Origin of the sequence: Alteromonas sp. AMM-1, assembly GCF_047290655.1 — a bacterium.
Classification (GTDB): Bacteria; Pseudomonadota; Gammaproteobacteria; order Enterobacterales; family Alteromonadaceae; genus Alteromonas; species Alteromonas mangrovi.
The window spans coordinates 1-24,559 of sequence record NZ_JBLBUE010000021.1; the positions used below are offsets into that span (position 1 = coordinate 1).

Genomic DNA, 24,559 nt, shown 5'->3' on the forward strand with positions numbered 1-24,559 from the left:
AAAAACTGGGCCGGCTGGCTGCTGCAAACTGTAGACACCCACCCTTCCATTCTGGCACTGAAACACGACGCCAGAGCGAGCGGGTATCAGGCCGCGGCTTTCACTAAGCCGCTTTATAACCCTTCATTGGATACCAGTCTGGAACGCGAAGGTAGCGAAATCAACTATCAGATTGGGTTATCAAGTCAGCTGGACTGGCACGATGTGCAGTCTTCGCAAATTCAGGCGGGTAACTTTTTAGCTGAGCAAAGTCAGTTGGCACTGGAAATCGCAAGGTCAGATTTGCTCTCTGAATCTCTTAAAGCTCAAATATCTTTTAGCTACGCTGAGCGACAATATGAAATTGCAACAAAGCGTGTGAATCAATCCATTGAATTGCTTGATATTATCGGGAAGAAAGTTGAAACAGGTGAGGTGCCGGAGATTACCCTTGCGTTTACCAAGGCTGCCATTGCAGAAGCCATGGTGGCCGAGAGTGAATGGTTGACTACCTGGCAACAGGCAAAGCAAGACGTAGTGACGGTGCTGGGCCGAATGGGGTTAGACACACCCATCAGCGACAAAGTCTGGACACCCACACTTTCCTTGCTTTCGCCTGGGCAAATTCAACAGTTACCGTCACTGCGCTATGCACATCTGAGCTGGCTGATAGCCACCAATGAGGTGGATGTCCAGCGAACCAGCAATAAGCCTGTGCCTACGGTTGGTTTTGGCGTGGGGCGTCAGGCGGGGGAGCCGTTGCTTTCATTATCGATGTCGGTGCCGCTGAATATTCGCAACGACTTCATTGATGTCACTGAGGTTGCCAAACAGCGCGCTTTGGCCAGTGAGCAGCAATTGCAGGCCGAGGTCATTGCTGTACGCGAGGCGATTTCATCAACCTACCAGCAATTACAACTACTTGGCGAACGGTATCGCATTTGGGAGCAGATTGATTCGAGCGATTTTACGGTTCAAGCACAGGTGCTTGTAGATCGGTTTTCTGCCGGAGATCTGCCATTCACAGAATTTCATGCGCAGTTGAATGAATTATTGAGTGGCCAGCAAGCAGCGCTAACCCTTACTTATCAGTATCAGTTGGCCTACATCAACTATTTACATCAGAGCGCAGGGTTGGTGGCACATATCAGTGCCCTGGCCGACGAGGAGTAATCCATGACGTTTCTACATAACAAAAAATGCATATTGTTGAGCGTATTGTTGGCATGGCAAGTACAGGCTACAGAAACTGTAAGTACAGAGCCGGCGCACGAACAAACACATAACCATGATGCACATGGAAAGCATGACACTCCATTCAATACTGAGCAGGCTGCTGAAGAACATGAAGAACATGAAGAACATGAAGAACATGAAGAACATGAAGAACATGAAGAACATGAAGAACATGAAGAACATGAAGAACATGAAGAACATGAAGAACATGGCGGTGTAAGTCTATCCGGTGAGCAAGTCGCTATGGCCGATATTCACCTGGACACGCTGGAGCCACTCAGCCTAAGCGAGGCTGTGTACGCACCAGGTGAAATTAAAGCAAACGGCTATCAAAGCTACATTGTATCGCCGCGTGTTAGCTCGGTGGTTGTGAAACGTCACGCCGCACTTGGTGAGCCGGTTACAAAAGACCAGCCTTTGGTGTCGCTGTTTAGCGAAGACATGATCACGGCACAAAGCGAGCTACAAACCGCCGCCGTAGAATGGCAGCGTATTCGCAAATTAGGTCAATCCGCCGTTGGCGAAAAGCGTTATGTGGCTGCGCGCAATGATTATCAGGCGGCGTCACGGCGTCTTCAGGCGTTTGGATTGTCTCTGAAAACAATCGATGAAATCGCTGAAACACCAGATTATCCGCTTGGTGAGTATACGCTGGTGGCTCAGTCTGCGGGTGTGGTAATGACTGACGATTTTAATCAGGGTCAGCAAATCGCACCTGGACAGGCACTTATGCTGGTTTCTGACGAATCACAACTCTGGGTAGAAGCCAGGCTGCCTGCGTACAACGATTTGCATCTGGCAGCAGGGCATACCGCCAGTGTGGTGGTAGGTGATATTGCCGCAACCGCAACGATTACGCAGGAGTCCCACACGATTGATCCGGTAAGCCGTACGCGCACCGTTCGTTTAAATCTGAATAACCAGGCGCACAAATTTCATTCCGGCATGTTTGCCGACGTGTATTTCAGCGGCCCACAGGCGTCAAACGTACTGGCCGTGCAGGAAAGCGCACTGATGCGCGATGCCGATGGCGATTGGCAGTTATTCGTTGTAGACGAAGACGGCGAACTGGTGCCAAAGGTGGTACAGCTGGGTAAACGCTATGGCAAATGGCAACAAATAAGCGGTGTTGAAGCAAATGTACGCTATGTAAGTCGCGGTGCGTTTTTTGTGGCATCAGAAATTGCCAAAGGCGGATTTGATCCGCATAACCATTAATTGTTGGTCAGGAGATAACGATGTTTTCAAACCTGATTGAAGTCGCCGTTCGGCTGCGATTTATGGTGCTCTGCGTGTTGGTGGGGCTTGGCGTTTTTGCCGCACTGATGATCCCGAAACTCAACCTCGATGCGTTTCCTGATGTGACCAACATTCAGGTGGCAATCAACACCGAAGCGCCGGGGCTGGCCGCTGAAGAAGTGGAGCAACTGATCACCTATCCCATTGAGGCGGTCATGTACGCTCTGCCTGATGTTGAAGAGGTGCGCTCGATTTCCAAAACTGGTTTATCCGGTATCACCGTGGTGTTCAAGGAAGGCACCGATATTTATTTCGCCCGGCAATTGGTATTCGAGCGCCTGCAAGTGGCATCTGAGATGATCCCCGACGGTATCGGTATGCCCGAAATTGGCCCCAATACCTCTGGCCTTGGGCAGGTGTATCAGTATTTGCTAATTGCCGATCCGGATTCAGGTTACGACGCTATGGCACTGCGCAGCCTGAATGACTACCTGATCAAGTTGTTATTGATGCCAGTAGACGGGATCACCGATGTGCTGTCGTTCGGAGGACAAGTAAAGCAGTATCAGGTCAATCTGTACCCGAATCGATTGCTTTCGTATAACCTGACTCAACAGGACGTGATGGATGCGCTGGCCCGCAATAATAACAATGCGGGTGGCTGGTATCTCGACCGTGGACCCGAACAACTGGTGATCCGCGGTGCAGGCTGGCTGGCGTCCGGTACAGAAGCGCTCACGCAGATTAAGCAAATACCGCTTTCTACTGAAGGCAGTGGTGTTGTGACCGTTGGCGATGTCGCTGCCGTTGAATTGGGCGCTGAAATTCGTCAGGGCGCGGTTACGATGTCAATACGCAATGAAGGTGGCAGCATTGCATCGCGGGGCGAAGTGGTATCTGGCGTGGTACTTAAACGCATGGGTGCCAACACAAACGCTACCATTGAAGGTATCAACGCGCGAATTGGATTGATTCAACAAGCCTTGCCGAAGGGGGTTCATTTTGAACCTTACTACGATCAGGCGGCGCTAATAAAGCAAGCGGTCAATACTGTGGTGCAAGCGCTGCTACTGGCCTTCGTGTTTATTGTTATTGTGCTTGCGCTGTTTTTGATGAGCGTTCGTGCCACCTTATTGGTATTGCTGTCGATTCCGGTGTCGATTGGGTTAGCGCTGTCTGTACTCAGTATGCTGGGCATCTCAGCCAACCTTATGTCTTTAGGGGGCATAGCAGTAGCGATAGGCATGCTGGTAGATGGCTCAGTTGTGGTGGTAGAGAACATCTATCAAAAACTGCAACAGCGGGAACCTGAACGCTCTACAATTGCGCAACTGGTTGTGCAGGCCGCCCAGGAAGTGGCAAAGCCGGTGTTTTTCGCGACCCTGATTATTCTGGTGGTGTTCACGCCGTTATTCAGTTTTGAAGGGGTAGAGGCCAAGCTCTTCCAGCCCATGGCGGTTGCCATTATGCTGGCGTTAGTGTGCGCGGTGGTTGTGGCGCTTATTTTTGTGCCAGTGCTGTCGGTATTGGTGCTTGGACTGCGCGCGCCCAAAGTACGTAAAAATCGCACATTACTCTATTTAGAGTTTAAATATCAAAGTGTGCTTAATGTGTGTTTGAATCGCCCGAAATACCTGCTGTTTTTGATTGCGGTGCTATTGGCTGGCAGCGCCATGGTCTTTCCGCAGTTGGGTACTGAATTTGCACCAGAGCTTGAAGAGGGCACTATTAACTTAAGGGTGACACTGGCTCCATCGGCAAGCTTAACAACCGCTCTAGACGTTGCGCCTAAGCTGGAAGCTATCCTGCTTAAGTTCCCGGAAGTCACCTATGCGGTGAGTAAAATAGGCCGGGCTGAAATTGGCGGCGACCCGGAGCCTGTGAACAACATCGAAATCTATCTTGGCTTAACGCCGGTAGATCAATGGACCACAGCGTCGAATCGTCTTGCCTTACAAACTGAAATGGAAAAGGCGCTGGAAGTGCATCCAGGTCTGTTATTTAACTTCTCCCAACCTATTGCTACCCGGGTAGATGAGCTGCTGTCTGGCGTGAAGGCTGAGCTGGCAATAAAACTATTCGGCCCGGATCTGGATGCCTTGGCTGAGTATGGTCAGCAGATCACGTCTGCAGTGGCTACAATCAGCGGTACCCGTGACGTCGCCATGGAACAAATCAGTGGGGAAGCCCAGTTGGTGATACGACCCGACCGCAATCAATTAAGCCGTTATGGTCTGGATGTCGCCAATGTGATGAATTTGGTGCAACAAGGTCTCGGCGGACAAGGTGCAGGCCAAATCATTCAGGGCAACGAACGCTACGACATTCTGGTGCGTATCAATTCCCAGTATCGCGACGACATCGCAGCGTTAGCCGAGTTACGTCTTCGCTCTGCTCAGGGCGCTTGGGTACGTCTGCAGGATGTTGCCACGATTGCTATTGAATCCGGGCCGCCGCAAATTCGCCGTGATGATGTGCAAAGGCGCGTCGTGATCCAGGCAAACGTGGATGGCCGCGATATGGGGAGCGTGGTGAACGATATTCGCAAAGCTATTGATACCTCTGTCCAACTGCCCGCCGGATATACCGTGCAAATTGGTGGGCAATTCGAAAATCAACAGCGTGCGATGCAGCGACTGATGCTGGTGGTGCCTGTGTCACTGGCGCTCATCGCTGTGTTACTTTACCTGGCGTTTAGCGAACTGAAACTGGTGATGCTGATCATGGTGAATGTGCCCCTTGCTGCGGTGGGTGGAATATTTTCACTTTATTTAAGTGGTCACTATTTGTCGGTACCCAGTTCTGTAGGCTTCATTACCCTGTTTGGTGTAGCGGTGCTCAACGGTGTGGTGATGGTTGAAAGTATTAATCAGCGCTTGGCGAACCAACATACCGGTGCTGGTGCCGGTGAGCAGAATGCCATTGATGCGATTAAAGACGGTGCTCGCTCACGGTTGAGGCCGGTGCTGATGACGGCACTCACATCGGCACTGGGTTTACTGCCCATGCTGATGTCGAATGGCTTAGGCGCGGAAATCCAGAAACCACTTGCTGCAGTGATAGTTGGAGGTTTGGTAACCTGCACACTGCTAACGCTGGTTGTTTTACCGGTTTTGTATGCGCGATTTGTATGCAATACACGCTAACAGTGAATTCCACTAAACATTAGCTGTGACTCAACAGGATCTGCCCGGCAAACAAGGCGAATCAGCCTAATTTGCCGGGTATTCTTACTATACTGGCTTGCTAAATCTGTTTACTGATTAGGAGCCGTCATGTCTCGTCTTACTACTGTTATCCAGCATCCCGCTGCCGCGCCTGAAGAAGGCTACATTAACCCAGCTATCTTGTTAGCGGGTAATCCACTGCTACAAAAATGGGCGCCAGATTGCATTGCCAACGACAAAATTAAAGTTGGGGTAATGGGTGGTGAACCGGGCACCAACCGCTCAATCAAAGACGGTGTGTTTGAGTTCTGCTATCTCATTGAAGGTGTGATTGAACTAACTGAAGACGGCTGTGAACCCAAGCTGTATCACGCGGGCGATACGTTTTATATGGAGCCGGGCTATAAAGGGCAGTGGCGTACCATAGAGACCTATAAAAAGGTGTATGTGTGTGTCTATGGGTTAGATAACCCACAGTAATACCAGCGGTTTTCGGGTTCTGTTACTAATTCGAACGTTCGAAATGAGGCTGGCGCTGCACTTTCTTACCAATCACTGATATGGTGTGCCATAAGTATTTTGTAGGATGAACAGAAAGTGAAGCAATTGATTGCAAAAGTAACGCGTATTGTCGCTATATTAACCGCTATATTTGCCGCCGCATTATCGACGACATTGGCGTTGGTAAGCAGCGCTAATGCCAATTCCAGAGCGGTTGAGGTACGTCTTGATGCGTCTGTACTGCGTGGTGAAGCGTCGGGCTCGGTACTGACTTTCAAAGGAATACCCTACGCCGCTTCCCCAGCAGGCCAAAACCGATGGAAGCCGCCTCAACCGTTTACGTATGCCGGCGATATTGATGCTTCCCGCTATGGCGCGCAATGCCCGCAGCGCACCGATCAAATCACCAGTGAAGATTGTTTGTTTATCAATGTCTTTACGTCTGCAATAGCCGATTCAAGTGCAGCCATTGAGCCCAAGCCTGTTCTGGTGTGGATCCATGGTGGTGGCTACGTAGGCGGCTCCGGTAATCTCGATATGCGGGCCGTGTCTCACTGGCTGTCGCATGACGTAGTGGTGGTGTCCTTTAATTACCGCTTAGGCGTACTCGGTATTTTTGCGCATCCCGCACTTGATGCAAGTCAGGGAGCGAACTTCAGCGTATTAGACATGGTGGCCGCGCTTAAATGGGTGAAAAGCCATATCAGCCTATTTGGCGGGGACCCGAATAATGTCACCATTGCTGGTGGGTCTGCTGGTGGCATGGCGATACAAATGCTGATGGTTGCACCGCAAAGCGAGTCGTTATTTCACCGGGCTATCTCACAAAGCGGGTACGGTGCCTGGCCCTTACCCAGAACCAATAAGTTACAACCGTTACCACAGAGCCTGAATGCGCATGAATATGCGCAAGTGCTGGTGTCTAAAGTGATCAGCAAAGCAGCATCATCCGTGACAGCTGAAGACTTAACAAACGTATCAGCCAGCCAATGGGTAGAGGCCATTGAAGGGTTTCACTTGCCAGTGGCCGATGGGGTAATTCTGCCAGATGAGCCGGGTGTCGTGTTTATGCAAGGGCGTCAGCACGATGTGCCTTATATGAGCGGTGGTAATAGTTATGACGGCAGTGTTTACCCCTGGTCTGGTGTGCCGGCTGCGCGATTAATTGAACTGGCTGGCGATGAAGCGCCGGGAATTAAAGGCGTTTATCAGCTTCCGGCACTTCCCGATGGCAATGGTTACCAATTGCTACCTTACCAACATCTGTTTGGTGATATGCGCTATGTACTAGCGGGCTCGGTAACAACTGAGGCGATGCTTAACAAAGTCAGTCAGGGTTATCGTTATTTCTTTGACGTTACCCGCAACGGCGAACCTGGCGCACATCATGGCGCAGAGGTGAACGCCTTGTTTTATCCTTCCTCATTGCCCGGGGTACAGCACATGCAGCGCTACTGGTTGCAGTTCATCAAGTACGGCAATCCCAACGCAGCAGATTTGCCTGAATGGAAGGCGGTAGACACCAATGGCGAAAATTGGATGGTATTTACGGCCAGCGGCGCCACGCAAGTACCCCACATTCGCGGCGATAAGCTTCAACTGCTTGATAAAGCCTATAAAGCAAGGCTGAGTCCACTGCTCCGTTAGTTCGTTTGTTCTATAACCAATATAGATTAATCGGCGCGTATAAACACGTTAACGGTGAGTCGGCCAGTGGCAGGATTAGCCGATAAGTCACGGGCTGGATCAATCAGCCCACTGTGCAGTAATGTGCCTGGGTACACAACCAGCCGATTAGCTCGGTAATCTATTTTGCCCAAACGCTCAAATTCGTTGGTGGAATCCGAAAAGTAACCGGTAGATCTTGTTTCACTTAATGATTCGGAGCCGCCATGGATGGCGTTTGCTGCATCGCGCGATGCTTTGAAAGTTGGCCAGCGCGCAGCGGTGATATTCTCGAATCCCGTAGGTCGATGTCGATAAAAGCCAGTTCCCTGAAAATCCTGTTCATTGGTATACAGCATTACAGCAAAGTCCCGTTGTGAATGAGAATCAAAATGCGGAAATTGCTGTAAAGGGTCTAAGATCTCAGGTGGAGTATTAGCAATGCTCAGCCAGGAACCCTGATCGCTAAATGTTTGCTGTGGAGGTAAGTAATACGCCTGTCGAATGATTTCGGCACTGGCTGCAATGATGGCTTCGCGCAACAGGTGTGGACAGGGGGCACGCACGCCGGGGTAATAGGTGTGTGTTTCAGTAGAGTAGGTTTGTTCGCAGGCTAGTTGCTTTACCGCATCTATGGATTGCATTGCATCGTCAATCAGGATCACCCGGGTTTTCTCTGCACCAATTTGCAATATATGACGCCGCGCGTTGGGGTTAGGCCCAATGGCAGGGTGAGCGTGAGTTTGGGAGGATGAATAAAAGTGGGTGTCCATAATGTGCTTTCTGTTAACCAACTGAAAATAAATGATTTAGTCTTTATGAGAAAGGTGTGTGTCCAGAAATAGCGCCCAGAAATTGGGATGTGTGGACACCCACTTTTTTAGTGGGTGTCCAACAAGTCGCTTCTCGACTTTATTACCACTTCACTGTCACTACACTGTTGGCGGGTAGTGTGAGCTGCCAGTAGGTTTTGTTTGCGCCAACGGTGATCACCTGTTCCTGGTCGTGCGGGTTACTCAATACACTTACTGCGCTGCCATCGGGGTTGGTAAATGCCACGGCTTCGATTCGGTTTACCGTCTCAGGTTTGATTTCAATGCGTGTTGCGCCTTCGCGAATGAAACGGGAAAACTGCCCCATCAGCCAGTATTCGGGGGTTTTGTACCAGTTCGCGCTGCTACCTTTTTCCTGAATGATCATCGTGGGTCCCACTACACCCAGTTTGTTATACGGCCCCTGATTAGCTTCATCAACCTGCTGCGGCAGCATGGTTACCCACGACAAATACGCAGTAGACCAGTGACGTAAATGACGAATGATCGCCTGATAGCCGCGATTCGGGTTGTCGTTGCCTGCTCCCCACACTGTGCCTTCAGAAAAAATAACGTCTTTGTTTGGGTAGGCTGCGTGCACCGCAGCCATAGCTGACGAATCGCCGCCATAATGGTGGAATGCCGTGCCGTCCACGTAGTGGGCTTTACCTATTTCGGTAAAGGATTCGAGCTGCTCGATAGCTTGTTGCCAGTAGTCGAAGTTGTGATCCAGTGTCCATATTTTTACCGGAAGATCCTTACCGTGCTCGCCGCTGATATTGTGGAAGTTTTCATAAACTGCAATCAGTAGGTCGCGCTCCTGCTGCCAGTTTAATACCATGCCGGGGTAAGCAGGTGGTTCAAACTGCCGCTCGTTCTGAAGCGTAATGGCAAACACCGGTATGCCTTCGTTGGCGTAGGCTTCTATGAAATTGCGCAGGTATTGGGCATAAGCAGTGTAGTATTCTGGCAGCAGGGTGCCGCCTTGTACCATTGCGTTGTGCTCGCGCATCCAGGCCGGTGGGCTCCAGGGGCTGGCCACAAACCGCACCGGGTTATTGCTGGCAGCGCCCACTTCCAACGCCATCTTTAAGGTATCGATAATGCCCAGCTCTTTGTTTCGCTGAATACTGAACGGGCTGTCTGGGCTATCCTGCAAGCTGTACCATCCGTTGGGGTGGCTGGTGGGTGTCTTCGCTCTGGTACCGTCTGAAAAATCAGACGTGCCTATGCTAATTCGAAATAGATTCATGCCAATACCTTTTACCGGATCAATCAGGGCGCTAAGCAAGGTCCGTTGCTGGGCTTCTGATTTGTTCTTGCGAATGGCGTAAACGCTTGAGTGTTCCAGTGATGCCCCTATCCCAACGATAGTCTGAAAAGTAACCTCGGGTTGTAAGGTGAATACCGGTGTGTTGAATACAGATACTTCAGTTACCTTAATCGGACTTAGCGTATGACTGATGTCACTTTCTGGCCATGGTGAGGAATACCAGCGTTGGTCGTTGGGATGAAGCTCGGTTGAGGCCCAGGCCTGTGGTGTTGGGGTCTTCGACGAAGCAACACTGGTTGCACAGGCGGAAAGACCCGGCAGTAAGCAAAGCAGCAAGCAAGAAATTCGAAACATCATAACTGACTCAATAAGAAGTATTTAAAAACAAATAAAAAAGCAGCAGATTTACCAAAAGCGAAATAAATCTGCTGCCAGGGTTACACTAGTGTGTGCGCTTAGTTTTTCTCAAACTGCATCCAGTTGAGGTTCCATGCGCCGCCCAGTGCGGTGAGTTGCAGCTCTTGTTCTCCGGCTGCTAGGGTCACGGTTGTTGAAATCGTCGTCCAGTTTTGCCAGTCACCGGTATTGGGTACCGAAATACTGCCAACGCGCGTACCGTTCATGCTAAAGGCAATGCCGTCGGAGCCGCCAGAGCTGGCCACGCGCAGTGATACTGTATATTCACCGGCTTCTTCTACTTCTACGTTGTAGGTTAGCGTATCACCTGCATCGGTATACCCGAGGTTCTGGCCACCGCCTTCGTCCTGAGTATCTTCAACCTGGAAGCCAGATTGTCCACTGAAGTGCTCAGCTTCTATTAAACCCGGAATACTGGCGTAGAAGATTTCAGTGGCAACTTCGTTAGAAGCATAACTCTCTTCGCCGTTGTCGGCGGTAACAATGTAATAGTAAGTCACCCCTTCCGCGGTTGTGGTGTCCAGATACATTTCTGTTTCCAGCCCTTCGGCAATCAACTGATAGTTGCTGCCAGAAGACGTGGTGCGGTAAACGTTGTAGGTTGCATCGCTTACGCCTGTCCATACCAGGCTCATGCCTTCGGCCGTTTTTTCCAGTGTCAGGCCCTGGGGCGCGTTGGGGAAATTAAAAATATCCGCTGGCGCAGTGGCTGTCAGAGCTGCTTTTACTGGTTCATTGACCTCGTATTCAATTGCAGACAAACCGGCAAAGTAGGCTTCAATGTCTTCCAGTGAATCGTTGTTAAGATCAATTCGAGGCATAGCCGCTGCGCTGATATCACCGCCGTTTGCCGGGGCAGCAGGCAGCAGATAGATTTCTGCCCAGGTATCTGACGAACCGGCATCCACAAAGGACCCCGATAGCAAATAAGATTCACCACCAGTGAGTTGAACAGCCTGATATACCCCACCGTTGGCAAAGCCGCCGTTGGCAGTGATCCGCAGGATACCGTTACCATCAACCGTATACCCCACTTCCGAGTTCAGATTGTCATCAGCTGGTGATGCGTTGGTGGCACTCCATTCAATCCAGTCGCTGGCGGTATCGAACGCGCTGTTTTGCAGTACGTTTTCGCCGCTGGACTGGGCAATTAACTCCAGATCGTCTATGCGGATATCCTGATTGCCGCCCAATGAGCCTGACTTCACAATCAGGTAAAAGGTTTGGTCGGTGTCAGTGGGGGTAACGATTTTCGACGGTGTTTCACAGGCCTCGGCCAGCGTGGTGTTCCAGCCTGCACAGCTCCAGGTGCTGGCTTTTGCTAACAAGCGCTCGCCTTTGTTGGTTACATAACCCCAGGTGCCATTGCCCTGACCGCCGTTGATGGTCATTACTTTGTAAGACCAGGCAGTTGCTGCCCAGCTTAACTCATTGTAACGGTCGAAAGTGGCACGGGTAATTGCGCCTCCCAGTTCTCCTAACCCGGTCCAGGGCTGCATCTCGCCGATCAGGAATGGGGTGTCCAGTTCGCGGATTTTCTCATCCCATTCGCACACACCCGTAGTGCCATTCTGGCCGCATGTCAGCCAGTTGCGGTGGACGTCGTATCCAATTTCACCCCAGCCAAAAATGCCTGGGTAGAAGTGCATTTCAAATGCAACATTGGTCATTCCGGCCTCTTTGGGGTCGCCGTAAGCATCGATACCGCTGTTGTGACCCGGCAGGATCACGATGTGGTTTGTATCCACTTCGCGAATGGCGTGGTAAAGCTCGGTGACGTTCTCTGCCAGGGTGTCTGCGTCGGTGCCCCAGGGTTCGTTAAGAACGCCGTACCCTGCAATTGCTGGCTCATCTTTATAGCGCGTTGCAATTTGTTGCCATAGCCACGCAGTTCTGGCCTGATTGTCGGCGGCGTTGTCGCCGTCCCAGTATTCGTTTTTACCTGCACAGCCACTGTGGTGTTCCCAACCTTGCGCACCGGCGGCTCCGTGTAAATCCAGCACCACCCACATATTACGTGATTTGGCTTCGGCAATAGCATAGTCGAGGTATTGCCAGGCATCGTCGCGCAGTGTCATTGGATTGTTGGCGTCTTCGATTAACTGGTAAGGAAATGGTAGACGAATCAAATTGAAGCCCGCTTCATGCATAATGTCCCAATCACGAGTGGTAATGAAGTTGTCGCGGTACACATCCATTAAGCGGGCACGCTCATCCGCGCCAAAGCGCTCTTCCAGCTTGCCTTCAAACGTGCACTGATCTTCTATGCCCTCGCCAACCGGGTTGCCACCGTTGTCGATCATCCACATTTCCAGCATTAGCCAGTTGCCCAGGTTAACGCCGCGTAATGATACTACTTCACCTTGTTCATTCATCCAGCGCTCGCGATCGTGGCTAAGCATGCTGTATTGCTCAGTGCCAGCGGCTGGCTTGGGTGGTGCGAAGTCGTACACAGTTTCGCCATTGTGTTTATTTGCATCGCTGGCTTGGTCCAAACTACAGGCTGTCATGTTCAGGGCCAGGCCCCCTAAAGCAAAAAGCTGTGCCAGTTTGGTTAGCGTAAACTTATTCTGTTTATTGGTTGTTTTCACCGGTTATCTCCGAGTTGCTCCGTTGGTTTGTCGGCGTGCTTGATTCAACAAGTTTGCAACAATCAGTTAACCAAAATTTCTTTCAGGATGATTCCGACTGCAAGCAAAATGGCTAATTAGAACGTTCGGATTAGGGACAGAACGTCTGTTTTTACTGGGCTACAAGGAATTAAGCGCAAAATGGCAAAAGCGAGAAGACCAACAGCCGAGCCCGTTAGCCATTCTGAAATAATTTGTATTATCTGTTTAAACTTTGCAGTAAAACGCTGCGAAGTCGCCGTGCCATTACGTCATTCATTTCCCCCAGCGGACCTCTGGCGTGCTCGGGTATATGGGCGAAGTGGTCTGGCGTTGATTCAAAAACATAGTGGTTGAACATCTCTTTCCAAATCTGTTTTTCGTTGTCGGGCAAATGGGCTATCGCTAGTAAAGCGTGATAAAGCGCATTCACCGGCGCGTCGATGTAGTCGGGGGTGGTGCGCCACCAGTAATTCACCAATACGTTAAAGGGTGCCAGTGCTGACACTTCATGCCACCACATGCTGGGAATAAACAGGGCATCGCCCGGCTCCAGTTCGGCTACCAGGGCATGTTCAAGTGCCGTTTTGAATTTTGGATATCGCTGATAGTTAACATTGTGCAGGTCAACCAGGCTAACGGGTTGACCCGATGGCGTTATATCCAGCGGACCTATGTACAAATTGGCGGTTTGATTGGGGGGAAATAACGTAAAGCGACGCGAGCCAGCAACACAACAGGCAATGTTTAGCGGCAGATCCTGATGAATCGCGACCCGCGTTTGGTTGCCAAGCCAAAAACCATTGCGCGGTTGAGCGTGGGGTACCGGCACCGGCGGGTTGTGTTGTTCAAAGCCGGGCAGATAGTGTTGCAGGTGTGTTCCGCCAATAAACAGCGAATGGGGCTTTGCTACATTGGCTTCTTGCTGCAGGCGATGCAACACGGTATCCAACGTGGCGGCGACTTTGTCAAAATTAAAACCGGTTAGGGTGTCGTTATAAAAAAATCGGCCTTGTATCTCAGGCTTGCCATAGAAGAATCCTAATGGTTCACCTGTGTAGTAAGTGAGCATTTGCTTACTCAGTAATTCTGTACTTTCAATTCCCTGCTTTACTGCTTGCCAGTGTGCAATATAACCCGGCAGTTTTACTGGTACAGTCGATTGCAATAGCGCCGCAGGTAACGCCTTGCCTGGGCTAAGTTGCAGAGTTTGGCAACGGGGAAGATCAAGTGTATTAAACACGGATAACAGCCTGCTTACGGTCGATCAGGCTACGAAAGTTACTGTGGCTGGCCAGCACGTAATAAATCAGTGGCAATATGCCTTGCTGGTGTAACTCGGTTATGGCCTCTGCGGGCAGTGTGCTTAACCGCTCTTCGTTAATCGTGTAGTACCCCGTTAGCCGGTGCTTTGCCTGATTGCTCAGCGTGATATCGAGGAAGAAAGGCTCGAGCAGTTCGTAGCGAGCCAGTAAATTATAAAATGTCTGGGTTTCGTTCTCCCGTTCGCGAATAGTCGCCAGTATGTCGGTAACCTGCTGGAGGTAATCGCTGTGGCCACCATGCGGCAGAAATAAGCGTTCACCTTCGTGTTCACTTACTTTGGGGCTGTCCATGTCTATCAGCAGTAGCGGATTCGCCGAACTGGTGTCGGCAGTGGGTTGCATGCCAATTAAAAAGGGCTGCCGCTCAATCATCAGCGGGATGTAACTGGCATCCCAGCCGTGCTCACTCAGGTACAGGTTTTCCTGTTGCTCAAAACCGAGTAACGCCACTGCCTGATAGGTGCGTGTGATGTCATTACGAATAAATACTAATGGGTACTCGTGTTGCAAACTTCGAAATTCAAACGGCAGAGCCAGGGTGATATTGAGCGTTTGGTTGAGCGCAGGCGAGTGTCGGCGTATCACGCGGAGATCTTTGTGTGTCACATTGTTGAGGACGACAGCATTGGTCATAAATTACTCCTGTATAAAAACGCAAAAAACGGCGCGACACTTACCCGCAGATAAGTGAGGCACCGTTAGCCAGGTTACAATCAGAAGGTGTAGCGCATACCCAGATTGTAACGAGGCGACGACTGACGCAGGTTGATCAGCATGCGCTCATGGCGGCCATGTTGACGCTGATATTCGTTGGTCAGGTTGATACCTTCAGCAAAAACAGTGAGGTTTTCGGTAACGTTGTAACTGGCGTTAAAGTCCCACTGACCATATGCTTCGGTGTATACCGGGTTATCTCCCGAACCATCACCAATCCAGGCCAGGAATTTGTCGCGCCAGTTGTAGGCTAAACGAATCGAAAAATCGTCGTTTTCATAGAAAGCGATAACATTCGCGGAGTCGCTCAGGCCGGTCAATGCGTACTGTGGTGCCAGTGAGGCGTTGTCGTAATACAAATCACCGTCAACCAGCGTACCGTTCACGTTAATACCAAACCCGCTGTCCCAGAACATGTGTTGAACTGCCATTTCCCAGCCATGCACATTGTTCTTGCGCTGGTTAAATGGAATGGTGATCTCGAATACTGCCAGTTCATCTTCCGGACTGGCCACAATAACCACGTCACCGTGCTCGTTCAGGTACACGTTCGGATCACTGCCCAGGTAGTTATCCAGAATGTACTGACGAATTTCAGCATTGCCGGTAAAGCCTGCTGCCCGTGCCGCGTCGGCACGAGGGCCCTGAGCAGGGTTGCGCAAATCGAAGGCGTTTTCAGTAATAGTCTGGCGGCCAACAAAGTTCTTCACGTCTTTGTTAAACCAGCCAATGGCGGCATAGCTGGCTTCATCATAATACCATTCCAGCGACAGATCGTAGTTGGTGGATTCAAGCGGCAGTAGAGCCGGGTTACCACGTGAGCCTGAGCCCTGAATCGTTGTGATCTGACTACTCAGGGTTTTACCCCCCTGCATGTCGCCGTAACTCGGACGGGATATGGTTTTGCTGTACGATGCGCGGGCAACCAGGTCGTCGGTTAAGTCCACTTTAAAGTCGATGCTGGGTAACAGGTTGTCATACTCACCGGATTCGTCGGTAAATATCGAGTCGCCGGTAGGCTGTAACACCAGTTCGTTTGTACTGCTCCAGTGAATACCGTCGTAGCTGGGCACCAGTGCTGACGCATGGGTTTCGGTTTCCTCATAGCGCAAACCGGTAACGACTGTGGCGGGCATTGCGCCAATATCAAATACTAAGTTAGCCTGCACATAAGCCGACAGCATCTTTTCGTCGGTGTAGCGGTCAGTAGTGTAGTTGGTTCCGCCACAGAAACGCGGTCCACATGGCCATTCCACGGCATTTTCGTTGTAGAAATTAGCTGCGGTGAATTCGGCAATTTGTACAAAGTCCCAGTCGATAAAATAAGGCTCAAGGTCTGGATCTGCATGCCCTGGGATGTTGTCGAACATGTCAGGCAGCGAGCGTTGGGTAAACCAGCTGTCTTCCCAGTCTTCAGGCTCACCAACACCACTCCAGGTGCCGCGTGTCGCGCTGGCATATTTTGAATGGTTGTTCACTTCGGTTTGAGACACACCAAAATCGATACTTTCTACAATACCCGCATCAAAGGTGTATTTGCCTTTGGCCTGAAGTTGCTCAAGCTCGGAGCGCTCGCGGTTGTTGCCAAAGTTGCTGCCTGCGCCAATCATGTCGGCTGGCCGGAAGCCGTCTACGCCGTCTGGGTATTCAATGCTAAGCACTGGCAGTACTTGCGAGAAATCCACAGTGGTGCGAATCCGGTTGGCAGAAATCATTGCCAGTGAGCCCCAGCTACCGTAAGGGCTGTTAGGTGCGTGCTTGGCACCGGCGGTGTGGTAGTCGAACTCTAACAACAGATTGTCGTTTACCGCATATTCCAGATTCAAACCCAATGATTGATTGGTGTTCTTGGTGGCGGAGAAACCACGGCCCGAATTAATACCGGTACCTTCACCACGCATGGCGTCTTCGCTGAAATTGTCGGTATCCTGATATTGAATGGGGTACGCAATGCCTTCGCTGTTTGGCTCCGACCACACCATGGTTGAATTGTTGTAGTTGAACGAGAACCAGGTAGACATGTCGGTCAGTTCACGGTCGATACTATTTTCAGAATAGGTGTAGTCCAGGCGGGCTTTCAGTTTGTCTGTAGCCTGATATTCCAGCGTGAGCTGCCCGTTTACACGGGTGCGGTACGCTTCGTTGAACTGATAAATCAGGTTTTGCGGCACGGCATAAGTCACGCCGTCGGCTGGTTTGTTCAGGTAAGAATTGTCCGGGTCTTCACTGGGCAGGTTGCCCCAGCTACCTTCATCCTGTCCAGATATAAACGAGCGCCAGCCTGAACCTACCGATGCATTGCTATTACCGCTGTCACGTTTTTGGTAGCTTCCGGTTAACGACACACCAAATTTATCGTCAAGGAAGGTCTCTGAATACAGACCTGACAATTCCGGCGTCCAGGTATCACCGCGTTGGGTTGAATCATCATGCACTGCCTTAAAGCCAACGGTTGCCTGACGTCCTGGCGTCGCCAGTGGACGCGGCGTAATAATGTTAACTGTGCCACCTAAGCCGCCCGTTGCAATAGACGCACGACCGGTTTTATATACTTCAACCGCGCTCACGCCTTCCGATGCCAGGTCGGCAAAGTCAAAAGAACGCGTTGGCGTGGGCATTTGCCTGCCATTTAACAGCACCAGGTTGCGGTCTGAGCCGAACCCGCGAATGGTAACGCGGCTACCTTCACCATCTGAACGATCAATGGACACGCCTGTGATGCGTTGTAGCGATTCCGCCAGGTTGGTGTCGGGGAACTTACCGATGTCTTCTGCTGAGATGGCTTCTACCACACCGTCGCCAGAACGCTTTATATCCATGGCGCGAATCATACTGCCACGAATACCACTGACTTCAATGATCTCAACCACGTCGTCTGTGTTTGCTTCCTGTGCGTGTGCGCTGGTGAGCATCGCCGAACCTACCACCAGAGAAACCGACAGGGCTATCTGGCTTTTTTTAAAGGGGCGAGTTTTCATTATTTTCTCCCTTGCGATAACTTTATGTGTTGTGCTCGTGTTGCACGCATTTGGTCTACTTTTCATTAACAATTGCGAAAAGCACCGCAAGCCTACGCCCCGTCAAATAAGATGTCGTTTTACTGTAGAAAAAACCGCCCACTCGAACGTTCGAGTACTGGATTAGAACCTTGGTATAAGTTCAATGCGTTAAAAATCAATGTTTTGTGGAATTTGTTCGATGACTGGTGTTGTACTGGAAAATCTCAATTGCAGTAGAAATACGGATAGCTGAACGAGGAGAATGGATTTGCTAGCGATGCTTTTCTTGGCCCGGGTTATCGCATTATCACTGCGATATTATTAACAAATACACTGCGGTTTAGCGTGTTAACTCTTGTTTGGGGGAGAAGCAGGCTATTTTTCTGCCTTCTTTATACCCGTAGAAGTACATTCTGGGTGTAATTATGTACTTTGCTACGTCCAGTTGTTCGTTTGTGCAGGTTCGCCTCGTCCTTTTACATAAAAGCCCTGTCTGTGGCGTTTTCAATTTTGTAACAACCTATAAATGAGGGACTTACTGAAATTTGGCCCATAAATTCAGGCATCAGCAGCCAGTGTTGAATGCCAACTCGAACGTTCGTTTCCCGGAAAGAACTTGTAACCTAATGAAACTTATATTTTTATTGGTGTGGCTTTAGTATGAAAGAACAACAGGGCGGGCAAGCGGAATGACCCCAAAATGGCAACCCTGGCGCACAGCCGAACGTTCGGCTAAGCGCTGGTTTTAGATTTAAGCAATTGATTTCGTGGTAGGGAGTGTTTAACATTCTTTCGATTCGTTAACACCATTATTACAACAAGTGTGCGCAGAGAATCATGGATAAAACCCTCTTCAACCTACATGATTTGGTTCTCCTTCTTATTGCTTTTGAATGTTTAGCGGTGGCCGTGTATGTGGGCTTAAACCGCGCTAAACAGAGTTTGCCAACCAGCCTGTTAATAGCCTTTCTGGGTGTACATGCGGGTATTGCCCTGCACGAACTGGTGTTGTGGGGCAGTACATTTCGCTATTGGGTACTCGACGCCTCGCCCAACTATTTCTTCATACTGAATTTTGCCTACTGGCTGGATGGCCCGTTGTTGTTTTTATTTGCCTGCTCGGTAACACAGGCCGAATTTAAACCCAAACGATGGCACGGTTTGCTATTGGTACCAGTGGCGGTGTTTATGGTGTTTATCTGGCAGCATTTTTACGCGCTGCCTTACGACGATAAAGTCACCATGGTGAAAGATTACAGCTTTGCCGATTTTGACTACGTGTTTATGGATCTATTGGCAAAGGCTACCCGAGTGGTGTTTAGCGTATTTGCCATCTTACTGATAATGCGAGGCGACGAACAAACTAAGGTGAAGTATAACGTACCGGCCTGGCTGCCAAAGATGCTGATGTTATTCACCGCAATTTTGGCCTGGGAAACCATGTTGAGTGTGATCAAGGTGTATCACTCGCTTTATGTGTTTCCCTATTACGATATCGTCGAAATTATTGGGCTTGCGTCGTATTACATGCAATTTGCATTGTTTAACACGGTGATTTTTATGGCGGCGTCGCACTTTTTGCGATCGCAACCTGCCAAGCCCAAAACGGTAGAAAGAGAGCCTGTGAGTCAGGAATTGGTGGCACAACTGGAAGCCACCATGGAGCGGGAAAGACCTTACCTGAATCAGAATTTGTCGTTTGAGCGCTTAGCCGAAAAGCTCAATATTCCGGTAAAGGAATTATCAAACGCCATTAACCGGCACTATGAGGTGAATTTTTACGAGTTCATCAATAACTACCGCATTCAGGAAGCCAAGCGGCTACTAGAAGATCCGGCCTGTTTTGATAAGAGTATTACCGACATTTTTTACGATGCCGGATTTAACAGCAAGTCAGTGTACAACACGCTGTTTAAGAAAAAGTTTAATAAAACGCCCAGCCAATACCGCAACGACGTGAAGAAAAGGCTGGCAAAGCAACAACTTCAAGCCGGTTTATCGTAACGTAGATGATCCCGGCTGATGAACGTAGGCCGGGAGAATGACATGCAAGATACTCAAACTATCACGCATATTGTGGTAGTGGGCGGTGGTGCCGCGGGTTGGTTAACGGCCAGCGTACTGGCCGCTACGTCTCTTCACCCATGTCAGGTTACCCTGGTGGAGTCGCCGGATATTGGCATTTTAGGCGTGGGTGAAGGCACCTGGCCCACCATGCGCGGTACGCTGCAAAAATTGGGAATCGACGAAGCCGACTTTTTGGCATGCTGCGACGCGTCGTTTAAACAAGGAACGTTATTTCATCAATGGCAGTTTAATCAGGTAGGCGATCAGTATTATCACCCTTTTAGTCTGCCTGTTGGGTATGGCAACGGCGACTTACACGACTGGCTGCAATCACTGGGTTCGGGGCCATCATTCGCGCATGAAGTAAGTACACAGCCCTGGGTATGTGATAACCACCTGGCTCCTAAACAAATTCAAACCCCCGCTTTTGCCGGTGTAACCAATTATGGGTATCACCTGGATGCCTACAAATTTGCTGCCTTCCTGAAACATCACGCCACTACCAGGCTCGGTGTCAGGCATATTGTTGATCACATTATGTCTGTTGAAGGTGTACCCGGTGCCGCAATAAAAGCGGTGGTGGGTAAACAACACGGGCCCCTATGCGGCGACTTATTTGTTGATTGCAGTGGCTTTGCTGCGCGTTTGATTGGCCAGCACTATCAACAGCCGCTGGTGTCCTGCCGCAATCAACTTGCCAATAACCGCGCCGTGGCATTGCAGGCTGGATACAACACTCCGGAAGCGCCAATTGCATCGGTTACCCATTCTACAGCACAGCAATGTGGCTGGATTTGGGATATTGCTTTACCTGCGCGAAAGGGCACAGGTTATGTGTTTAGCAGTGACTATTGCGACGATGAAACGGCCCTGCAAACACTGCTGACGTATTTAAAGAATGATCCAACGGTACAAGCGGTTGACCCCTCTTCGGCACGCTTTTTTACTTTCGAACCCGGTTACCGTGAATCGCCCTGGCAGGCCAATTGTGTTGCCATAGGCACTGCCATGGGATTTTTAGAACCCCTCGAGGCTTCGGCGCTGGTGATGGTTGAACTGGCGGCGTCTCACCTGGCTCAGCATCTGCCTGCTACAACCGAACAACTGGGACCGGCGGCACGGCAATTTAATCGCATTTTCAGTCAGCGTTGGTCGAGGGTAGTGGACTTTTTAAAGATACATTATGTGTTGAGTAAGCGCGATGACAGTGAGTACTGGCGGACTATGCGCAATCGGCATAGCTGTTCCGAGCAATTGCAGGACTGGCTGGCAATGTGGCGCACCCGCAGCCCTGATCCACTGGACTTTAACTTGCGGGAAGAAGTATTCCCCACCGCCAGCTACCTGTATGTGTTGTTCGGTATGGGATTTATACCCGAATTAGCAATAAACCGAATAGGCAAGGCAGGTCCGTCATCAGTGATTCAACAACGTATGAATCAGCATCAGCAGCAGGTGGACATGCAATTGAACGGCTTGCCTACGAATCGGGCATTGCTTAATCACCTCACCCGCGCTTACAAGAACAATAAGGAATACTCATGAAACAGCCTGCTAAACAACGTGTGGTCATTGCTGGTGGTGGCACCGCCGGTTGGATGGCGGCTGCGGCCATTTCCAGACTATTGCATGGCCGTGTCGAAGTTACCTTGGTGGAGAGCAGTGATATCGGCACAGTAGGGGTGGGTGAAGCAACTATTCCTACACTGGTGTTTTTCCACAAGTTACTCAAAATTGACGAGCAAGCCTTTATGGCGGCTACAAATGCCACGTTTAAACTGGGGATCAACTTTGAGAACTGGCGTTCACTGAACCATGCGTATTTACACGCGTTTGGCGCAACGGGCAAAGACTGTTGGGCGGCGGGGTTTCAGCATTTCTGGCGTCGCGGATTGGATCTGGGTTTAAGTGACGATTTCGGGCAGTACTGTTTGGAGCGCGTGGCTGCCGAAGCGAATAAATTTGCGCATTTACCAGGCAACGGCCTCAATTATGCGTTTCATATTGACGCTACGAAATACGCGGCCTTTTTACGGGCATTGGCAGAGCAGGCTGGCGTTACGCGCATTGATGCAACGATTGAGCGGGTAAAGGTACGTCAGCAGGACGGCTTTATTGAAAGCCTGATGCTGAATAATGGGCAAACCCTCTGCGGTGATCTGTTTATAGACTGCACCGGGTTTCGGGGGCTGTTAATAGAAAAAGCGCTGCATACGGGTTATGAAGACTGGTCGCAGTGGTTGTTATGCGATAGCGCAGTGGCAATGCAAACAGAAAGTGTGGAAGCGCCTCTGCCCTATACGCGATGTATTGCCAGAGAGGCGGGCTGGCAGTGGCGAATTCCCTTGCAGAACAGGGTGGGCAACGGGCTGGTGTATTGCAGTGCTTACCTTTCAGACGAGCAAGCAACTGCGCGGCTACAACAAAACATTACCGGTGCGCCTTTAAACAGCCCAAGGGTGATTAAATTCAGGCCCGGTCGCCGGTTAAAGCAATGGAACCGAAACTGCGTATCCATAGGCTTATCCAGCGGCTTTATCGAGCCGCTGGAATCCACCAGTATTCACTTGATACAGCAGGGCATAGTGAGGTTGTTGCGCATGTTCCCACACGATGGCATCGAGCCGGCAATAGTGGACGAGTATAACAAGCAAACCGTGTTTGAAATGGAGCGCATCCGCGACTTTATTATTTTGCATTATAAAGTGACTGAGCGAACGGATAGCCCGTTTTGGCAGCACTTTAAAAAAATGGACGTACCTGATTCGTTGGCGCGCCGGCTGGTAATATTTGAAAAGACCGGGCAAATCCACCGGGAAGGCAACGAGCTGTTTGACGACTCCTGGCAGCAGGTGATGATTGGGCAAGGGTTGGTACCGAAGGCGTACCATCCCATTGCAGACACCATGAGTCAACAGGAACTGGCAGATTTTCTGGCTCATATAAAGCACAACATTAGCCAGACCGTGGCGTGCTTGCCGTTACATCAGCAGTACCTGAACAGCTATTGTCGGTAGAATTTTATATGTGCAGGGAAATGCTCTTTACCAGCCAATAGTCTAGCGCGAGTGGGCTTAGTACCCGCGCTGTTTATTTACCTCGCCAATCATGGGTTGGCCTTGTTGCCAGCGCAACAGGTTTTCGGCCAGGCGCTGGCCCGCTGTGTCATTTCGGGTAATGGAGGCTATGTGGGGCGTGACATGCACTCTGGGGTGTGTCCAGTAGGGGTGAGATTCGGCCAATGGCTCGTGTTTAAAGACATCCAGAATGGCGTATTGAATGTGGCCACTATCCAGGGCTGCCAGTAAATCGTCGTCCACTATTTGCTCGCCGCGCCCTGCGTTGATCACCGAGGCTCCTTTGGGCAGTGTTGCCAGGGTGTCGGCATTGATCAGGCCTTTGGTTTCTTCTGTTAACGGCAGCAAGCTCACCAGAATGTGGGTATTTGCCAACATGTCTGACAAACCTTGTTGGCCGTGAAACGTAGATACGCCATCCAGCTGTTTTGCACTTCGACTCCAGCCGTTTACTCTGAAGCCTAATGAACTGAGCTGGCTGGCGACGGCTTTACCGAGCTCTCCTAAACCCAGAATACTCACCGTGCATTCATGGGGCAAGGCCACTTTGTGTTGTTGCCAGCACCTTTGTGCTTTTTGCGATTGATACAAAAAATGATCGCGATGGATCATCATTACTGACGACAGCACATAGGTTTGCATTTGTAATGTTAGTGACGGGTCGATCAGCCGGATCAATTTAATGGTGTCTGGAATCCTGTCGGGCTGCAATTGATCAACGCCGGCGCCAACCGAGAAAACCGCTTTTAAATTGGGATAGGTTTCAAAGGTATTGTCTGGCAGCGTCCACGCGATGATGGCATCTACCTGTTCGGGCACAGGAACGTGGGGCCAGGTATGCCATTTTGTATCGGGCAATGCGTTGATTACCGTTTCCTGCCAGCACTCGCCTCGTGTTTGCGGGCCTTTGTAAACCAGATTAAAGGCCATGATTACTTTTCCGGCTTGAAAAGCGTGGCAAGTGGATAATGCAGTTTTTCAATGGGCGATTTCAAAACGATGTAACTGAAGTACTTTGAAATACCGAAATCTCTTTCCAAAATTTCTTCCATCAGCGACTGATAGTGGGTAATGCCTCGGGTGACAAATTTAAGCAAGTAATCGTAACCACCGCTGATCAAATGGCACTCGATTACTTCGTCGATAGTACGGATATTGCGTTCAAATTTAGCAAAGTCTTCCATGTGGTGATCACTTAACGTGACTTCGGTGAATACTGTTGCGGTTTCACCCAGCTTTTCCAGCGCAATTTTGGCATTGTAACTGGTAATATAACCGGCCTTTTCCAATCGCTTTACCCTGGCCAGGCAGGGGCTGGGCGACAATGCTACGGCATCGGCCAAATCAGTATTGGTAATGCGCCCGTTCTTTTGCAGTTCTGCCAGAATGTTAATGTCGATTCTGTCTAATTTAATACCTGCCACAATGGTGTTCCTCTTGTACTGCACAATGCCGACACAGTATCGCTAATGGCTAAAC

General features: G+C 50.3%; 16 protein-coding genes. 8 read left to right on the forward strand and 8 right to left on the reverse strand.

Annotated elements, in window-relative coordinates; translation table 11 throughout:
* The 5 genes from ACLR2L_RS06395 to ACLR2L_RS06415 form a co-directional block, all read left to right on the forward strand.
* Positions 1-1,152 (forward strand): TolC family protein (locus ACLR2L_RS06395; protein WP_413366670.1); only part of this gene is annotated, 1,152 nt, incomplete at its 5' end.
* Between the two features lie 3 nt (positions 1,153-1,155).
* Positions 1,156-2,433, forward strand: coding sequence for an efflux RND transporter periplasmic adaptor subunit (locus tag ACLR2L_RS06400; RefSeq protein ID WP_413366672.1), 1,278 nt, complete (start codon positions 1,156-1,158; stop codon positions 2,431-2,433).
* Between the two features lie 20 nt (positions 2,434-2,453).
* A complete protein-coding gene (locus tag ACLR2L_RS06405; protein WP_413366674.1) occupies positions 2,454-5,600 on the forward strand; it encodes an efflux RND transporter permease subunit in 3,147 nt (1,048 codons plus the stop codon).
* A gap of 129 nt (positions 5,601-5,729) precedes the next feature.
* The gene (locus ACLR2L_RS06410; protein WP_140957651.1) at positions 5,730-6,101 is read left to right on the forward strand and encodes a cupin domain-containing protein; all 372 of its coding nucleotides are present in this window, start codon (positions 5,730-5,732) and stop codon (positions 6,099-6,101) included.
* Between the two features lie 117 nt (positions 6,102-6,218).
* Positions 6,219-7,769: a carboxylesterase family protein gene (locus ACLR2L_RS06415; protein ID WP_413366676.1), complete on the forward strand. Its 1,551-nt coding sequence runs from the start codon at positions 6,219-6,221 to the stop codon at positions 7,767-7,769.
* A gap of 26 nt (positions 7,770-7,795) precedes the next feature.
* Here the strand turns inward: ACLR2L_RS06415 and ACLR2L_RS06420 are convergent, their stop codons facing one another.
* The 6 genes from ACLR2L_RS06420 to ACLR2L_RS06445 all read right to left on the reverse strand — a co-directional run bounded on the left by ACLR2L_RS06420 (position 7,796) and on the right by ACLR2L_RS06445 (position 17,915).
* Positions 7,796-8,560, reverse strand: coding sequence for a DUF6445 family protein (locus tag ACLR2L_RS06420; protein WP_413366678.1), 765 nt, complete (start codon positions 8,558-8,560; stop codon positions 7,796-7,798).
* Positions 8,561-8,702: 142 nt separating this feature from the next.
* Positions 8,703-10,229 (reverse strand): glycoside hydrolase family 30 protein, encoded by a 1,527-nt coding sequence (locus tag ACLR2L_RS06425; protein WP_413366680.1) that lies wholly within the window; start codon positions 10,227-10,229, stop codon positions 8,703-8,705.
* Positions 10,230-10,327: 98 nt separating this feature from the next.
* Entirely contained in the window at positions 10,328-12,880 is a 2,553-nt protein-coding gene (locus ACLR2L_RS06430; protein WP_413366682.1) for a carbohydrate-binding protein, read from the reverse strand.
* Between the two features lie 238 nt (positions 12,881-13,118).
* Entirely contained in the window at positions 13,119-14,141 is a 1,023-nt protein-coding gene (locus ACLR2L_RS06435; protein WP_413366684.1) for a cupin-like domain-containing protein, read from the reverse strand.
* Complete coding sequence (locus tag ACLR2L_RS06440) at positions 14,134-14,856, reverse strand: SapC family protein (RefSeq protein ID WP_413366686.1); 723 nt, start codon at positions 14,854-14,856, stop codon at positions 14,134-14,136. The genes ACLR2L_RS06435 and ACLR2L_RS06440 overlap by 8 nt, the downstream gene beginning before the upstream one ends.
* A gap of 80 nt (positions 14,857-14,936) precedes the next feature.
* Positions 14,937-17,915, reverse strand: coding sequence for a TonB-dependent receptor (locus tag ACLR2L_RS06445; protein ID WP_413366688.1), 2,979 nt, complete (start codon positions 17,913-17,915; stop codon positions 14,937-14,939).
* A gap of 858 nt (positions 17,916-18,773) precedes the next feature.
* On the opposite strand from ACLR2L_RS06445, the gene ACLR2L_RS06450 reads away from it, so the two are divergent.
* Genes ACLR2L_RS06450 through ACLR2L_RS06460 form a run of 3 tightly spaced genes read left to right on the forward strand, consistent with a single transcriptional unit; the run spans position 18,774 to position 23,020 of the window.
* A complete protein-coding gene (locus ACLR2L_RS06450) occupies positions 18,774-19,940 on the forward strand; it encodes a helix-turn-helix domain-containing protein (protein WP_413366690.1) in 1,167 nt (388 codons plus the stop codon).
* Between the two features lie 42 nt (positions 19,941-19,982).
* Positions 19,983-21,548: a tryptophan halogenase family protein gene (locus tag ACLR2L_RS06455; protein WP_413366692.1), complete on the forward strand. Its 1,566-nt coding sequence runs from the start codon at positions 19,983-19,985 to the stop codon at positions 21,546-21,548.
* Positions 21,545-23,020 (forward strand): tryptophan halogenase family protein, encoded by a 1,476-nt coding sequence (locus tag ACLR2L_RS06460; RefSeq protein ID WP_413366694.1) that lies wholly within the window; start codon positions 21,545-21,547, stop codon positions 23,018-23,020. Before ACLR2L_RS06455 ends, ACLR2L_RS06460 begins: the two co-directional genes overlap by 4 nt.
* 57 nt (positions 23,021-23,077) lie before the next feature.
* On the opposite strand, the gene ACLR2L_RS06465 is transcribed toward ACLR2L_RS06460, so the two are convergent.
* Positions 23,078-24,010 (reverse strand): 2-hydroxyacid dehydrogenase, encoded by a 933-nt coding sequence (locus ACLR2L_RS06465; RefSeq protein WP_413366696.1) that lies wholly within the window; start codon positions 24,008-24,010, stop codon positions 23,078-23,080.
* A 2-nt stretch (positions 24,011-24,012) separates the two neighbouring features.
* Positions 24,013-24,504 carry an Lrp/AsnC family transcriptional regulator gene (locus ACLR2L_RS06470; RefSeq protein WP_140957645.1) on the reverse strand — a complete coding sequence of 164 codons (492 nt, stop codon included), beginning with the start codon at positions 24,502-24,504 and terminating at the stop codon, positions 24,013-24,015.
* Positions 24,505-24,559 lie beyond the last annotated feature (55 nt).

Coding starts and splice junctions, on each gene's coding strand:
- ACLR2L_RS06400 (WP_413366672.1), top strand. CDS start 1,156: ATGACGTTTCTACATAACAAAAAATGCATATTGTTGAGCGTATTGTTG.
- ACLR2L_RS06405 (WP_413366674.1), top strand. CDS start 2,454: ATGTTTTCAAACCTGATTGAAGTCGCCGTTCGGCTGCGATTTATGGTG.
- ACLR2L_RS06410 (WP_140957651.1), top strand. CDS start 5,730: ATGTCTCGTCTTACTACTGTTATCCAGCATCCCGCTGCCGCGCCTGAA.
- ACLR2L_RS06420 (WP_413366678.1), bottom strand. CDS start 8,560: ATGGACACCCACTTTTATTCATCCTCCCAAACTCACGCTCACCCTGCC.
- ACLR2L_RS06425 (WP_413366680.1), bottom strand. CDS start 10,229: ATGATGTTTCGAATTTCTTGCTTGCTGCTTTGCTTACTGCCGGGTCTT.
- ACLR2L_RS06440 (WP_413366686.1), bottom strand. CDS start 14,856: ATGACCAATGCTGTCGTCCTCAACAATGTGACACACAAAGATCTCCGC.
- ACLR2L_RS06445 (WP_413366688.1), bottom strand. CDS start 17,915: ATGAAAACTCGCCCCTTTAAAAAAAGCCAGATAGCCCTGTCGGTTTCT.
- ACLR2L_RS06450 (WP_413366690.1), top strand. CDS start 18,774: ATGGATAAAACCCTCTTCAACCTACATGATTTGGTTCTCCTTCTTATT.
- ACLR2L_RS06455 (WP_413366692.1), top strand. CDS start 19,983: ATGCAAGATACTCAAACTATCACGCATATTGTGGTAGTGGGCGGTGGT.
- ACLR2L_RS06460 (WP_413366694.1), top strand. CDS start 21,545: ATGAAACAGCCTGCTAAACAACGTGTGGTCATTGCTGGTGGTGGCACC.
- ACLR2L_RS06465 (WP_413366696.1), bottom strand. CDS start 24,010: ATGGCCTTTAATCTGGTTTACAAAGGCCCGCAAACACGAGGCGAGTGC.